Origin of the sequence: Micromonospora sp. WMMD967 (assembly GCF_029626165.1) — a bacterium.
In the GTDB taxonomy this organism is placed as follows: domain Bacteria; phylum Actinomycetota; class Actinomycetes; order Mycobacteriales; family Micromonosporaceae; genus Micromonospora; species Micromonospora taraxaci.
In genome coordinates this window covers 5,425,395-5,440,322 of record NZ_JARUBK010000001.1, presented here as the reverse complement: position 1 = coordinate 5,440,322, position 14,928 = coordinate 5,425,395, and the positions used below count along the sequence as shown (strand labels likewise).

At 71.2% G+C, this 14,928-nt stretch carries 13 protein-coding genes; 4 read left to right on the top strand and 9 right to left on the bottom strand.

Annotation, left to right across the window (positions count from 1 at the left end):
* Positions 1–16: 16 nt before the first annotated feature.
* Together O7631_RS24650 and O7631_RS24645 are read left to right on the top strand one after the other, a co-directional pair.
* Positions 17–571 (top strand): hypothetical protein, encoded by a 555-nt coding sequence (locus tag O7631_RS24650; RefSeq protein WP_278146421.1) that lies wholly within the window; start codon positions 17–19, stop codon positions 569–571.
* A gap of 73 nt (positions 572–644) precedes the next feature.
* A complete protein-coding gene (locus tag O7631_RS24645) occupies positions 645–1,199 on the top strand; it encodes a dihydrofolate reductase family protein (RefSeq protein WP_278146420.1) in 555 nt (184 codons plus the stop codon).
* 15 nt (positions 1,200–1,214) lie between these two features.
* Here the strand turns inward: O7631_RS24645 and O7631_RS24640 are convergent, their stop codons facing one another.
* Positions 1,215–4,259 carry a BTAD domain-containing putative transcriptional regulator gene (locus O7631_RS24640; RefSeq protein WP_278146419.1) on the bottom strand — a complete coding sequence of 1,015 codons (3,045 nt, stop codon included), beginning with the start codon at positions 4,257–4,259 and terminating at the stop codon, positions 1,215–1,217.
* Between the two features lie 54 nt (positions 4,260–4,313).
* Complete coding sequence (locus O7631_RS24635; RefSeq protein ID WP_278146418.1) at positions 4,314–4,772, bottom strand: hypothetical protein; 459 nt, start codon at positions 4,770–4,772, stop codon at positions 4,314–4,316.
* Between the two features lie 165 nt (positions 4,773–4,937).
* On the opposite strand from O7631_RS24635, the gene O7631_RS24630 reads away from it, so the two are divergent.
* Complete coding sequence (locus O7631_RS24630) at positions 4,938–6,791, top strand: adenylyl cyclase (RefSeq protein ID WP_278146417.1); 1,854 nt, start codon at positions 4,938–4,940, stop codon at positions 6,789–6,791.
* 55 nt (positions 6,792–6,846) lie between these two features.
* Here O7631_RS24630 and O7631_RS24625 read toward each other — a convergent pair whose 3' ends face one another.
* The 6 genes from O7631_RS24625 to O7631_RS24600 all read right to left on the bottom strand — a co-directional run bounded on the left by O7631_RS24625 (position 6,847) and on the right by O7631_RS24600 (position 12,700).
* A complete protein-coding gene (locus O7631_RS24625) occupies positions 6,847–8,328 on the bottom strand; it encodes an acyltransferase (RefSeq protein ID WP_278146416.1) in 1,482 nt (493 codons plus the stop codon).
* A 127-nt stretch (positions 8,329–8,455) separates the two neighbouring features.
* Entirely contained in the window at positions 8,456–9,598 is a 1,143-nt protein-coding gene (wecB, locus tag O7631_RS24620; protein ID WP_278146415.1) for a UDP-N-acetylglucosamine 2-epimerase (non-hydrolyzing), read from the bottom strand.
* A gap of 24 nt (positions 9,599–9,622) precedes the next feature.
* A complete protein-coding gene (locus O7631_RS24615) occupies positions 9,623–10,486 on the bottom strand; it encodes a choice-of-anchor P family protein (protein ID WP_278146413.1) in 864 nt (287 codons plus the stop codon).
* A gap of 6 nt (positions 10,487–10,492) precedes the next feature.
* The gene (locus tag O7631_RS24610; RefSeq protein WP_278146412.1) at positions 10,493–12,022 is read right to left on the bottom strand and encodes a glycosyltransferase family 2 protein; all 1,530 of its coding nucleotides are present in this window, start codon (positions 12,020–12,022) and stop codon (positions 10,493–10,495) included.
* The gene (locus tag O7631_RS24605) at positions 12,012–12,554 is read right to left on the bottom strand and encodes a hypothetical protein (RefSeq protein WP_278146411.1); all 543 of its coding nucleotides are present in this window, start codon (positions 12,552–12,554) and stop codon (positions 12,012–12,014) included. Before O7631_RS24605 ends, O7631_RS24610 begins: the two co-directional genes overlap by 11 nt.
* The gene (locus O7631_RS24600) at positions 12,551–12,700 is read right to left on the bottom strand and encodes a hypothetical protein (protein ID WP_278146409.1); all 150 of its coding nucleotides are present in this window, start codon (positions 12,698–12,700) and stop codon (positions 12,551–12,553) included. The genes O7631_RS24605 and O7631_RS24600 overlap by 4 nt, the downstream gene beginning before the upstream one ends.
* A 168-nt stretch (positions 12,701–12,868) precedes the next feature.
* On the opposite strand from O7631_RS24600, the gene O7631_RS24595 reads away from it, so the two are divergent.
* A complete protein-coding gene (locus O7631_RS24595; protein WP_278146408.1) occupies positions 12,869–13,921 on the top strand; it encodes an LCP family protein in 1,053 nt (350 codons plus the stop codon).
* 91 nt (positions 13,922–14,012) lie between these two features.
* Here the strand turns inward: O7631_RS24595 and O7631_RS24590 are convergent, their stop codons facing one another.
* Positions 14,013–14,876: a TylF/MycF/NovP-related O-methyltransferase gene (locus O7631_RS24590; protein WP_278146407.1), complete on the bottom strand. Its 864-nt coding sequence runs from the start codon at positions 14,874–14,876 to the stop codon at positions 14,013–14,015.
* Positions 14,877–14,928: the final 52 nt, after the last annotated feature.

Here is a 14,928-nt window from a genome sequence, read left to right as displayed (position 1 = left end):
GCGCTATCCTGCGCCGGTGGACGTGACGGCGCAGGGCGAGCGGTTGGCCGCCGACCTGGGCCGCTGGCTGACCGACCTGACCTTCGTCGACCTGAGCACCGACGAGGTCACCGCACAGGTGATCGACGCCGTGGTGCGGTGGGCCGAGGCACAGGGTTGGCGGGTCTACCGGCGCGCGCCCAGCGTGCTGCCGTTGCCGCCGCCACTTCAGCAACGACACTCGGTCCTCGACGTGGCGTGCGCCCGCCCGGACGGCCCACCGGTCGTCGTCGAGGTCGACCACACCGACCGGGCCCGTACGGTGCAGAAGCTGGGCGCGGAGGCGGACGCCGGCCGCATTCCGATCTGGGTGCGCTGGGGTGTCGGGCGCTTCACCGCGCCGCCACCACCGGTGCGGATGGTGACCGTCGAGGTGACCAGGCGTGCCGGGCCGGCCGGGCAGGGCCGGTTGCACAGCCGCACCGGCGACCGCCCCGCCCCGGCGCACTCGGCCGGAGGGGGTGCGGTGGCCGCGCAGGCACTGCCCATCCCGCTGACCGACCCGCTTTCGGCGCCGGGCAGGAGCACCTGAAGCGAATCGTAAGCGGCAGCCGGCAGAGTTCTGGGTGTCACCGAAGCACCTGACACACACCCAGGAGAAACCGATGCGCAAGCTCATCAACTCGACCTACGTCACCCTCGACGGCGTCATCGAGAACCCGATGTGGACCGCCCCGTACTTCGACGAGGAGGCCGCGGCCTTCGCCGGCTCGCAGACCGAGGGCGCCGACGCGCTGCTGATGGGCCGGGCCACCTACGACGGCTTTTCCCAGGCCTGGCCGGCGATGGACGAGAGCGACCCGAGCACCGGTGCCGCGTTCTTCAACAACGTCAAGAAGTACGTCGCCTCGACCACCCTCACCAACCCCACCTGGAACAACACGGAGGTGCTCCAGGGGGACCTGATCGAGGCGGTCGCGAAGCTCAAGGCCCAGGACGGCAAGGACATCGTCCAGTACGGCTACGGCTCGGTCACCGCTCAGCTGGTCAAGGCGGGTCTGTTGGACGAGGTCCGGTTCTGGATCCACCCGGTGCTGGAGGGCGGCGCCAACCTGAGCAACCCGCTCACCGACGTGAAGGCGACGTTCGAGCTGATCGACACCCGGGTGCACAAGAGCGGTGTGATCATCGCCTCGTACCGGCCGAAGTCGGCGAGCTGAGCGGTTGAGCGGCGATCAGAGCTGGGCTCGGGCCTCGCCCGGGCTCAGCTTCGCGCCCTCGGCGAGCAGCGCGTCGAACCGCTCCGGCCCGAGTTCGGTCCGCAGCCGATCGGTCACCCGGTCGACGTCGTCGCGTTCGGCCGGCGCGGCGGGGGACTGCGTGGCGAGCCGGGCGGCGGCAGCGGCGCCCAGCAGCCGGGCGGCGACCTCGGGGGAGCGCACCGCCGCCGCCATCCCCTCCAGGGGGCCGACCGCGTCGCGCATCGTGGCCATCGCGTCGGCGGCCTCGTACGCCTCGATGTGCAGGGCCAGCGCGCCGTCCGGGTCTCCGCCCTGCTCGAGTGCGTAGCCCAGCTCGACCAGAACCATCGGCAGGTACAGCGCCGGCTGGCTCTCGCCCCGGCCCAGCTCGACGAGGTGGCTGAGGTGGGTGACGGCCAGGTCGAGCTTCCCGTCGCGGCGGGCGGCCAGCCCGAGACACATCTCGGCGAAGATCAGCGCACCGGGCGAGCCCTGCTCCACCGCCAGCCCGTACGCTCGTTCGGCCAGCTCCCGGCCCTGGGTGTAGTCGCGGGTCTGCACGGCGAGCCAGGCCAGCCAGGACAGCTCGGCGCAGACCTGCGGCCAGAGCGCCAACTCCTCGGCCCAGCGCAGCGCCTCCCGGTGCAGCGCGGCGGCGCGCTCGTGCTCGCCGCGCATGTCGGCCAACCCACCTACCCACTCGGTCGCCCGGAGCCGGCCCCACCGGTCGCCGATCTCGGCGAACAGTGCGCCAGCGCGCGTCGCGGTGCGTTCCAGGGTGGCCTGGTCACCGCCTGCGTGCGCGATGTGGGCCAGGGAGGTGAGCACCGCGGCCTCGGTCCACCTGTCGACGGTGGCGGTGGGCAGCAGCTCCGATGCCAGGGCCAGGTCACCGTGCTCGATCACCGCGTTGGCCGCGAACCAGGCGGCGTGGCCGTCCGGGTCGACGGCCACCGCCGCGCGTACGTCGTCCGGCGCGACCGCCTCGCCCAGCGACAGGGCGAAACCGACCCGCCAGGGAGCCGCTGTCGATTCCTGCTCCGGGTCGCCGGTCACGGCCAGGGCCCGCCGTGCCTCGGTGAGCCGGCCGCGTAGGTGCCAGTACCAGCTCAGCGCGACCGCCAGGCGCAGCCCACCACCGTGATCGAGCGCTGATCGCAGGTTCGCCATCTCGGCGTCCAGCAGCGCCAGCCACCGCTGCTGGTCGGCCCCGCGCAGCCCGGGGTCGGCACGCTCGGCCAGGTCGGTGTAGTAGGCCGCGTGCCGTGCGCGGACCTCGTCGGCGTCGGTCAGGCGGTCCAGGCAGAAGGCGGCCACCGATTCGAGTAGCCGGTAGCGGGGCTCGTGGCCGGAGTCGTCGAGCACCACCAGCGATCGGTCCACCAGCCGGGCGAGGGTGTCCAGGTCGGTGCCGCAGACGTGTTCGGCGGCTTCCGGGCTGCAGCCGTCCCGGAACACCGCCAGCCGGGCCAGCACCGCCCGGTCGGTCTCGTCGAGGAGGTCCCAGCTCCAGCCGATGACCGCGGTGAGGGTCCGCTGGCGGGGCGGCACGTCGCGCTGCTGGGTGGTGAGCAGCCGGAAACGGTCGTCGAGCCGGTCGACCACCCCGCGTACGCCCAGCGCCCGGACCCGGGTCGCGGCCAGCTCCAGTGCCAGCGGCAGGCCGTCGAGGCGACGGCAGAGCTGGGCGATCGCCGCGGCGGTGTGCCCGTCGAGGCGGAAACCGCGCTGCTGGGCGGCGGCGCGGACGGCGAACAACCGGGCCGCCGCCGAGCGCCGGACCGCGTCCAGGTCGCCGTCGTCCGGCACCGACAGCGGGGGTACCTCCCAGAGCAGCTCACCGGTCAGCCCGAGTGGCTCCCTACTGGTGGCCAGCACCCGCAGCCCGGGTACGTCGCGCAGCAGCCGGGCGACCAGCGTGGCCACCGGCTCGATGACGTGTTCGCAGTTGTCCAGCACCAGCAGGAGCTGACGGTGTCGCAGGGCCGCCACCAGCCGGTCGGTGGGGGACAGGCTCGTGCCGGCGGTCTCGTAGGTGCCCAGAGCGGCGAGCACCGACTCGGCGACGAGCGTGTCTCCGGCCGGTAGCGGGGCCAGTTCGACCAGCTGGACGCCGCCCGGAACGGACTGTGCGCGGGCGGTCTCGACGGCCAGCCGGGTCTTTCCGACGCCACCCGGCCCGACCAGCGTGACCAGCCGCTGCCGCGGCAGCAGCGCGCCCAACTCGGCCACCGCCTCGCCCCGCCCGACCAACTCGTCGAGCGGTGCCGGCAGGCCGTTGTCGCGCATGCTCGCGCTCCTCGGCGGCGGGGTCAGGCTGGCGTCCTGTTCGAGGATCCGGCGGTGCAGCGCGACCAACTCCGGCCCGGGGTCGAGGCCCAATTCGTCGGCGAGCCGGTCGCGCAGATCCGCGTAGCTGTCCAGCGCCTCGGACTGGCGACCCGCCGCGTACAGCGCGCGCAACTGCACGGCCCGCAGCCCTTCTCGCAGCGGGTGCCGGGCGACCAGTTCGGCCAGGTCGGCGGCGGCCAGGTCGTGCTCTCCCCGGGCGACCCGCGCCTCGGCCAACCGCTCGTGCACGGCGAGGCGCTGCTCGGTCAGGCGGGTCGCCTCGGCGCGGACGAACTCGGCGTCGGCCACGTCGGCGTACGCCTCGCCGCGCCACAACGCCAGGGCCTCGCGCAGCCGGTCGACGTCGGTGCTGAGCGCCAGCTCGCCGAACCGGTCCGCATCGACGGCGTCGGCCCGCAGCAGGTAACCGGGCGGGCGGGACTCCACCAGGTCCCGGGCGCCCGGCTCGGCGTCGTTGAGCGCCTTGCGTAGCTGCGACACCCGCACCTGGAGGGCCCCGGCGGGATTGGCGGGGGAGTCCTCGCCCCACAGGTCGTCGATGAGGCGGTCCGCGGAGACCACCTGGTTGCGGTTGGTCAGCAGGTCGGCCAGCAACACGCGGACCTTCGTGCCGGGCACGACCACCGGCTCGCCGGCGTCCGTGGTCACGGCGAGCGGCCCGAGCACCCCGAACTGCACGGCGGTCATCCTATCGCCGCTACGGCGGCCGGCAGCGGACGGCGAGCGCGGCGGCGGGGACCGTCAGGGCTGTCGTTCGGCGCCACGGCGGACCGCCGTGAGCATCCGCCGTACGCCGAGCACGTGACCGCCCGACCTGAGGAGCAGCTGTCGGTAGAGGCCGCCGGCCAGGCCGGGGAAGACGGCCCGGGTCTCCGCCCGGAGCTGCGTTCGGCCCGGCCCGGCCCGTTCGAGCCGGAAGATCAGCGCGTACGTCGAGAACCGGTGGCTGCCCCGCAGCGTCAGTTCCCGTCCGGGGATCGCGGTGGCCACCCGGAACCCGGGGATCGTCGAGCCTTCGACGAGCGGCCGGGGCCCGGACGCGACGGGGTCCGCGGTGCCGACCAGGCGGGCGTACGCGCCCGTGCCGGGGCCGCCGAACGTGGTCTCGACGACGCGCACGAGGTGCGGCCAGGCTTTCTCGGGTTCGGCTTCGATGAGGGTGACGTGTTCGTCCACGTGCGGCAGTGCGTCGATTCGCATGGGTGCCTCCCCGTTCTGCGCTCCATTCTCACCCCCGGACCGAAGTTCGCCGATCCCGGCAATGGCGTGGGGCCGGTTCGCCAGGTAGAAACAGGGGCGAGAGAGCGCTCTCACCGCCCTAGACTGCGTCGGAGTCCTCTCCGGCCAGCGGAGAGGACGAACCGCATGTCAACCCCGTCCCGTCGTACCCTCATCCTCGCTCTGGTGGTGGCCGCGACCGTCACCGTGAGCGGCACGGCGGCAAGCGCCGGCCGCTCCACGTACGGCGCACCCGACTTCGGCCCCAACGTGACGATCTTCGACCCGTCCATGCCGGTCGGTGCGATCCAGCAGACCCTCGACGCGGCACACGCCCGACAGGTCGACAACGAGATGGGCACCGAGCGGCACGCCTACCTGTTCAAGCCGGGCACGTACGGCACCGCCGAGCAGCCGTTGCAGGCCAAGGTCGGCTACTACACCGAGGTGTCCGGCCTGGGCGCCTCGCCCACCGACGTCACCGTCAACGGCAAGCTGGAGGTCTACAACCGCTGCCTCGCCGACGGCGGCACCGGCAACTGCCTGGCCCTGGTGAACTTCTGGCGCACCCTGTCCAACCTGTCGCTCACCATCAACGCCGCCGGCCAGGACGACTGCCGCTCGTCGGCGAACTTCTGGGCGGTGTCGCAGGCGGTGTCGATGCGCCGCCTGAACATCGGCGGCGGCGGTCTGTCGCTGATGGACTACTGCACCGCCGGCCCGCAGTACGCCAGCGGTGGGTTCATCGCCGACTCCCGGCTGCCCGCCACCACCAACGGCTCCCAGCAGCAGTGGCTGACCCGCAACAGCGAGGTCGGCGGCTGGTCCAACGCGGTGTGGAACCAGGTCTTCGCGGGTGTCGAGGGCGCACCGGACGACGCCACGTTCCCCGACCCGCCGTACACCACACTGGAGACCACTTCGCTCAGCCGGGAGAAGCCGTACCTCTTCGTCGACGGCAAGGGCCGCTACCAGGTGCGGGTGCCCGCCGCGCAGCGGGACAGCCGCGGCGTCTCCTGGGCGGACGGCATCACGCCGGGCCGGACCATCCCGATCGGCGACTTCTTCGTCGCCAAGCCCTCCGACCCGGTACGCGTCATCAACGCCCAACTCGCCCGTGGCAAGCACCTGCTGCTCACCCCCGGGGTGTACGACGTCGCGCGCAGCATCGAGATCAAGCGTGCCAACACCGTCGTGCTCGGCATCGGGCACGCCACCCTCACCGCGGTCAACGGCGCCGTCCCGCTGGACGTCGCCGGCGTTCCCGGCGTGATCGTCGCCGGTGTCACCATCGACGCCGGCACCGTCGAGTCGCCCGTCCTGCTGCGCGTCGGTCGAGAGCACGGCCACAACGACAGCAGCCGGCACAACCCGACCACCCTGTCCGACGTGTACTTCCGCGTCGGTGGCCCGCACATCGGCCTGACGGACACGGCGCTGGAGGTCAACAGCGACAACGTGCTCATCGACCACACCTGGGTCTGGCGTGGTGACCACGGCGTCGAGGGCTTCACCGAGGGCGTCAACGGTGACACCGACCGCTGGCGGACCAACACCGGTCGCTACGGCGCCGTCATCAACGGCGACCACGTGACCGCGACCGGCCTCTTCGTCGAGCACTTCCAGCGCTACAACACGGTCTGGAACGGCGAGCACGGCACCACGATCCTCTACCAGAACGAGCTGCCGTACGACCCGCCGACGCAGGCCGACTGGATGAACGGCCCGGTCGAGGGCTGGGCCGGGTACAAGGTGGGTGACCGGGTGCGTCACCACACCCTGCACGGCGGCGGGGTGTACGTCTTCAACCAGAACAACCCGTCGATCCACACCGAGAACGGCTTCGAGGTGCCGAACCGACCGGGTGTGAAGCTGCACCACATCATGACTGTGAACCTCAGCGCCGGGACGATCGATCACGTGGTCAACGGCGTCGGCGACGCGGCCGACATGACCAAGGTCGGCGCACCGGTCTACCTGAAGCAGTACCCGACCCCGTAGGGATCCCGGGCGTACCGACGGGGCCGGAGCCGGCGCGGCTCCGGCCTCGTCGGTCTCACCGAGGCGTGGTGGAGGTGCGTCGCGCGTGCCGGGAGCGTCCCGACCGGGCGTGCGATGTCGGCTTTCTCGTCGGGACCGGCGGCGTCTGCGCCGTGGCTCGCTCCGGCGTGGCCAGGAACGGCATGGCCTCCTCCAGGGTCCGGGGGGCACCCTGTGACAGGGCTGCAGTGGTCGGGCCGATCTTCGTCGAGCGGCTGTGCCGAGCACCCGCCCTGCGCCGTCCGGTGCCTCCCCGGTCCGTCCGCGAGCCGGTGTGCGGAACCGTCACCGGGCCGGGGATCGGCAGGGCGCGCGCGGTGGTGGCACGCTTGGCGAGCCGGTGCCGGGCACGCACGCTGCCGGCCTTGAAGCCGAGGGCCGGGCGCTCCACCAGGTGCCAGGAGAGCATGGCGAAGACCAGGGCGCCGAGCAGGCTCAACAGGATGTAGCCGACCATCCCGAACCGGGCGCCCCCGAACAGGGCGATCATCTGCTGCACCGGGAAGCCGTAGATGTAGAGGCCGTACGTGTAGTCGTTCGTGCGGCTGATCGCGGACCAGCGCTTCGGCAGCGCGACCGCCGCGAACAGCACGAGGTAGGCGAATGCCGGCAGGCCGACAGCGAAGAAGCCGCCCAGCCACAGCGAGCCGACCAGCACGACCGAGGCCAGCACGGCCAGTTCCCTGTTCATGGGGACGCGGTGCGCGTAGAGCCGTGCGGCGGCACCGAGCAGGAACAGGAAACCGAGCATCAACGTCCAGTCGGCGGCGAACGCGCCGATCAGCGGGAACGGTCCGATCGCGCCGTGCTGCGGCGGCCGCGAGCTCCAGGTCGGCGCCGCGAGGAAGTCCGCCAGGATCAGCGCGTACGAGATGCCGGTCAGGACCAGCACCGCACGCGGTGCCCTGTGCAGCACCGAGGTCACCACGAGGATGCCGACGATCCCGTAGAACGCCAGGTCGTACCGGAGCGTCCACAGTGATCCGTCGAAGGCGCTCGGTCCGCCGACGACCTGCCCGTACGGAGTGTCGGCCAGCAGACCGGAGATCGGGAACTGTTCCATCGAGGCCGCGATGTTCGTCAGGACGTAGTCGAACGGGCCTTCCGGGTGCCCCCAGAAGCCGTCCAGGTTGCCGTTTTCGTACAGCGCCGCCAGCGGGGCGAAGACGAACGCGGTGACCAGCAGGCACGCCCACAGGCCGGGGAAGACCCGCAGGACGCGGGCGCGGACGTACTGGCGCAGTGTGGAGCGCAGGGCGCTGTCGGTGATGAGGTAGCCGGAGATCAGGAAGAATCCGTAGAGGCACATGGTGCCGAGGTCGCTCTGCTGGCCGAACGACGTCGCCCCGACGTTGCCCTCGGCGAAGCCCAGTGGCCCTGCGTGCGCGACGATCACGCCGCAGGCCATCGCCAGGCGAAGCATGCCGAAGGCGTTGTGCTGGGCTGAGTATCTGCCCTGCAGCGTCGGGGAACGCTGTCCGTTGAACCACGCCTGCACCTGACGACTCCTCTGGTCACTGGGTTGATGGCATCGACAGGGGAAACGCCGCCGATCGATGTGCCAATTATCAGTGGGTCAGAGAACTTTGTCCCGGTAATTGGGTGATTGTCCTGATTGTCCGAACTCAGCTCGTCGTGGAGACGACCCGCCGGCGTTGGACGGGACGGTGGGTCGGCAGGTTCAGCAGCCCCGCCATGGCGACCACGGACCGCTCACTGGCCCGCCCGTCGCCGAACGGCGAGGCGGCCACAGTGACGCGCGCCGCGTCGAGGTGCCGAATCCCGGCCGACACGATCCGCTCGGGATCGGTGCCGACGAGTTCACCCCCACCTGCCGTCAATGCCTCCGGCCGTTCGGTCGTGTCCCTGGTGACCAGCAACGGGACCCCGAGGGTGGCGGCCTCCTCCTGAAGCCCACCCGAGTCGGTGACGACCAGGTCGGCGGCCCGCAGCAGCCCGACCATCTGCGGATAGGGCAACGGTGGGACGACCCGGGCGTTGGCGACGCCCGCCAGGCCGGTGGTGACCGCCTCGCGTACCTGCGGGTTGGGATGGGCGACCAGCACGATCTCGACATCCGGGCGGCGGCGGGCCAGGTGGCGCAGCCCCTCCACCGTGGCGACGACTCCGTGACCCCAGTTCTCCCGCCGATGCACTGTGGACACCACCAGCCTGCGACCCGTGTCGACCCACGTCGGTGGCGTCGCGGCACCCCGCGCGATGAGGTCGTGGAGAGCGTCCACGACGGTATTGCCCGTCACCACGATGGCATCGGGGGAGATGCCCTCGCCGACGAGGTTCGCCCGGGCCGCCCGGGTCGGCGCCAGGTGCAGCGCCGCGATCCGCGCGAGCATGGCCCGGTTGGCCTCCTCCGGGAACGGCCGGTCCAGGTCGTTGGTCCGCAGCCCGGCCTCCAGGTGTACGACGGGAACGCGCCGCCAGAACGCGGCAGTCCCGCCGGCCAGGGCGGTCGTGGTGTCCCCCTGCACCACGACCGCCGCTGGACGGTGGTGTGTGAGCAGATCGTCGATCCCCGTGATCAGTGCCGCGGCCAACTCCGCGAGCGAGCCGGTACGCCGTTGCAGGCGCAGACTCAGCTCCGGGTGGAGACCGAACGGGGCGAGTGCCTCAGCGACGCGTCCCGGCTGTTGACCGGTATCCGCCACCCGCACCGTGAACCTCGGATCATCGAGGAGACGGCGGATCAGAGGCGCGGTCTTGACCCCTTCCGGCCTGGTGCCGGCCAGGATCAGGACCTCTCGTGACATCGACCTGCTCGCACACATGTCGGGTCAGCTCCGGGCAGCCGCGCGGCGACGCCGGTAGAGCGAGAACCCGCCGGTGGTGCCGGCCACGAGCGCGCCGATGCCCAGGGCGATCGGTGCCCCGGCGAGCGGGATCACCGGGATGGGCGGCGCGACCGCGTTGGCGCCACAGCTCGACGTGCCGATGGTCACGCCGGCCAGCGCCCCGCCGAGCGCCGTCAGGTTCAGCGCGGTGACGGTGAGCTGACCCACGCCCGAGCTGGTCTGGTTGTTGAGCGTCAGGTCGAGCAGGCCCGGCACGCTCAGCCCTGTGTTCGGGGGCGGGTTGGCCGGCAGGTTGAGCAGCGTGGTCTCGATGCCGAGCAACGTCGAGGTGATCCGGGCGTTGACCAGGCTGGTCGTGCCGGTCGCCGACGGGCTGCTGGTCGCGGTGCACGACGAGGTGATGGCGTCGGCGACCAGGGCGATCGTGGCGAGGCCGTTGGTGCCCAGCACCAGCGACACCCCGGCACCGGGCGTGACGAGGCAGGAGCCGCCGGGGCCGATGGTCACCGCGCCGCCCACGCCGAGCACGCCGGCGCAGGCCGCCGAGGTGCCGTCGTTGAAGGCCCGGACGTTCTGGACCAGCACCCCTGCGGTGATGACGGTCTGCGCGCCCAGGACGGCCAGTGGGGGATTCTGGTTTCCGGAGATCGACTCGGTGGTGCCGTCGTTCGTGGCCGACGCGGTACCGGAGCTGGCGAGGCCACCGCCGAGCAGGCTGATCTGTAGCGCGGAGGCCGAGGACTGGGAGGTGTCGGCCATGGCCGGAGAGGCCGCCAGGACGGCCATGGCGAGGCCGCCGGCCAGCACCGCAGCGGTACGGGCGAGGCCGGATCTAACTCGTGGCATAGATGTCTACTTTCTGACGTGGGCGATTGTGGGGCGGTCTGTGGTGGTGGGGGTGGCGAGGTGCGCCAGGTGGGCGAGGTGCCGGGGTGGCCGGATCGAGCGGGGCCCGTCGGAGCGGCCCGACCTGCGCGGTGGTTGCGCTCTGCGCGGCTGGGCCGGCACGGCCACCCGTCCCACGGCCCGGGTCGGGGCCGGTTGGGGCGGCGGATCGGCGGCGCGGGCAGTCTTCTGCCAGTCGGTGCGGGCGGTCACCATGCGGGCGAAGGCCAGCCAGACCGCCAGCGACTGGGCGTAGCTGTACAGCCAGTGGCAGACGCCCAGCAGCAACGCCCTGGTCACCGACAACTGCGGCTCACACCGGGCCCGGTAGACGATGCCCCACAGGGCGAAGGGCCCGATGCCGAAGACGAGCACCAGCGGGGGTACGCCCCAGCCGCCACTGCTCCACCAGCCCGACAGGCCACCAGTGGTGTTGTCGATGTACCAGGTCATCACGATCAGGCAGGCGAGATAGACCGGTGTGCCGAGTAGTTGGGTCCACGGGGCGGCCAGGAAGTGCGCGATCTCCAGGGTTGCCGAGTTGCGGATGCGCGGCGAGCGCAGCACCCGACCCAGGTAGCGGCCACACTGCATCGACCCCTGCGCCCAGCGGGTGCGCTGCCGCACCAGCGGACCGATCCGGGTCAGTGCCTCCTGGGCCACCCAACTCTCCGAGCAGTACTCCGTACGCCCGCCGGCCAGCAGGATGTGCAGACCCAGCTCGAAGTCCTCCAGCAGGGCGCCGTGCCACGGTGTGCCGTGCTGGTCGGCGATCTCGTTGAGCAGGGACAGTCGGGTGAACTGCCCGTTGCCGCCCATCGCGACGCTGCCGGTCCGCCGACGCAGTGACTGCATAGCGGCGATCGGTGCGCGGAACTCCATGTCCTGCAGCCGGATCAGCAGTCGTCCCCAACCGCTGACCTCGGTCGTCGGGGCGTACCGTCGCGGTGCGCACTGGAGCATCCGCACCTCGACCTGCACCGCGCCAACATTCTCCGAGCCGAAGTACTGCCGGCCGGAGAGGGCGACGGGGCCCTGCGGGTCGAGTCGGCTGTCCGCGTCCAGGACGCCGACGATGACCCGGCTGCGGTCCGCGTTCGCCGGCAGCCACTGCTCGATACGCCGCCAAGCGGCGTTGAGCGCGGCGCCCTTGCCCTGCCGCGCGTCCGGCAGGTGACGCTGAACCACGTGCACACGAGGTTGATCGGCGAAGGCGGCCAGTTCGGCGAGCGTGCCGTCTTCGGAGGCGTCGTCGACGCACCAGACGGTCGCATTGGGAAAGTCGCTGAGCAGCCGTCGGACCGTGTCGCCGATGACGGAGGCCTCGTTGCGGCAGGGCACGATAATGTGCCAGTCGAAGCCGTTCGGACTTCCGCCCCGACTACGTCGGGTCTTCAGGTGGAACACCAGGATGCTCAGCACGTACGCGCAGAAGCTGACGCACAGCAGGAATGCCGCGGTGTTGAGCAGCGCGAGGGACTGCGTCTCAGTGGACACCGGCGACTGCCCCCCGAATCCGCTTGGTGCGGCTGACCAGGACCACGAACAGGATCGTGACGGCGATCAGGCCGGCGGTGGTGATCACCGAGCCGATCAGCACGTGACTGCGTTCGTAGCCGAGCCGGAAGCCCCAGGTCTGCATGGAGACGACCACCGCGGCGAGTCGCAGTTGGTTCACAGTGACCAGCAGCACCACGGCCATCGCCAGGGCGTTCAGTCCACGTGACACGGTGATGCGGCGGAAGCCGATCAACGTCGAGGCCAGCACGATCGGCGGGATCAGCAACATGGCGACCGAACAGCCACTGGACACCATGAAGCCGACCCAGCGCTGGTCGAGCGGGAAGATGACGGCCGCGCCGATGGACTTGGCGTCCGCCAACCCGACGGCGTTGACCAGGTGGGCGTTCAGCCATGCCTCCGCGCTGGCGATCTCGTGCCACCGCCAGAGCGTGGCGGCGGCGATGGCGACGCCGACCAGGGCGCCCACTGTGGCGCTCAGCCACGGCCCCCGTCGGGAACCGGTCATCGCTCGCGGCCCAACATGGCCACCAGCCACAGAGCCAGACCGAGCACGACCAGTCCGACGCCGACCAGCAACCAGGACTGGATGGCGACTCCGGTGGCGGCGAGACCGCCGCCGATGTGCGGCCCCTTGGTGGGTACTCCGTACATGCCTAAACCCCCTCGTTAACCCGGAGGCCAGAATGGCACCGCGAAATCGGGCAAAGGGGATAAAAGGTCATAGAGACCCTAAAGAGTGATTAACTACGCATGAGTGAGTGCATCCCTTGCCCCGCAACGGGTGCAGGTGTCCCGACAGGTCGTGCAGAGGTGGTCTAGATGGTGACCGAAAACCCCCGCCGGGCGGTCGCGCCGGCGACGTCGAGGTGGCGGGCCATGGCCGGCTGGAAGAAGGCCATGATCGCCCTGGTGCTGATGGTCGGCGTGCTCTGCGCGGGCCTCGGCACTGTCGGCTTCGGCCTGAAGCAGCGGTACGAGGGCAGGGTGCAGCGGGAGGACATCCTCGGCAAGGGCACCGCCCCCCACGACGAGCGTCGGTGGGAGTCGGGACCGCTCAACCTCCTGCTGCTCGGATCAGACTCCCGCGACGGCGAGCCGGACCAGGCCCTCTACCCGGGGCAGCGTTCGGACACCATCATGCTGGTGCACGTGAACGCCAGCCGGGACGCGGCCACCGTCGTCTCCATCCCCCGGGACAGCTACGTCGACGTACCCGCCGCGGGGGAGATCTGGTCCGGTGGACCCAACAAGATCAACGCGGCGTTCGCGTTCGGCGGGGCCGCGCTTGCCGCCGAGACGGTCGCCAAGCTCACCGGCCTGCCACTGGACGGCGTGCTGGTGGCCAACTTCGCCGCCGTCCGCAAACTCGTGGACGCGGTGGAGGGCGTCAACGTCTGCCTGCCGTACGCGGTCACGTCCTCGGACACGGGCGTCACCTGGCCCGCCGGCTGCCACGACCTGGACGGCAAGGCGGCCGACGACCTGATGCGGCAGCGCCACGGCGTGCCCGGTGGCGACTTCGGTCGCATCCACGACCAGCAGCTGGTGGTGCGGGCCCTGGCCGAGCGGGTCACCGCGACCAGCCTGCTCACCAGTCCGACCCGACTCGACCGGGTGCTCACCACGGCCGCGGAGTCGCTGGTCGTCGACCGGGACCTCGACCTGACCGACCTCGCCCTCGCGCTGCGCCGGGTGAAGCCCGAATCCGTCCAGTTCGTCACCGTCCCCTTCAGCGACCCCAACCTCCAGACTCCGGCCGGCTCCGCGGTGCGGTTGGACGAGGTCCGCGCTCCGGCGCTCTTCACCGCCCTGCGCGAGGACCGCGTCGCACAGTGGCTCGCGGCCAACCCGCAGACCCCACCGGCCAACTGAACCGACGTCGATCACGCGGCGGCGACCACGGGCACGACGATCGGCGGGTGGGAGGTCGGCAGACCCCACCCGCCGATCGTGTCGAGCAGGCCTACCGCGACCGCCGCCAGTATCGGCACGTCCAGTCGACCTGGTGCAGCTCGTCCACGATGCCGTGCTCGGCGCGGAAGTCGTCGACGGCCTGCTTGCAGCCGCGTACGGCGTGGTAGTCGTCGATGATCACGTAGCCGCCGACCGACAACTTCGGGTAGAGCGAGCGCAGTGCCACCATCGTCGAGTCGTAGAGGTCGCCGTCGAGGCGCATCACCGAGATCTGCTCCACCGGCGCGTCCGGCAGGGTGTCGGAGAACCAGCCCTTGAGGAAGCGGACCTGGTCGTCGAGCAGCCCGTACCGCTGGAAGTTCGCCTTGACCTGCTCCAGGGACACGGCGAGGAAGGGCACCTGCCACAGCGCGTCCTCGACGTCCTCGACGCGACGCGGGTCCGGCTTCGGCAGGCCACGGAACGAGTCGGCGACCCACACGGTCCGCTCCCGGTCACCGTAGGCGCGCAGCATCCCCCGCATGAAGATGACCGCACCGCCCCGCCACACGCCGGTCTCGATCAGGTCACCGGGCACTCCCCGCGCCAGCACGTCCTTGACGCACCGCTCCAGGTTGTCCAACCGGCGCAGCCCGATCATGGTTTCGGCCTCCGGTGGCCAGTCCCGACCGGTGGCCCGTGCCTCCTCGTCGAACGGGAACCGCAGCACCAACTCCAGGCCCTTGCGTTGCAACAGGTGTCGGCCCCGCTGGTAGAGCCGACCGTGCAGGGACCCCTGGCGGGGCTGGTAGGGCATCCACGTCTCGCGGAAGACGTACCGCGTCAGCGCCTTCTTGAGCAGGTCACAGTAGAGATCGCGGGGGTCGTCCAGCACCGGCGCGGACGCCTGGGTCGGCACCAACATCTCACTCATCGGCAAATCTCCTTTTTCGGTGTCTCGGATAGTTATGGGGCGGTCGGGCCGC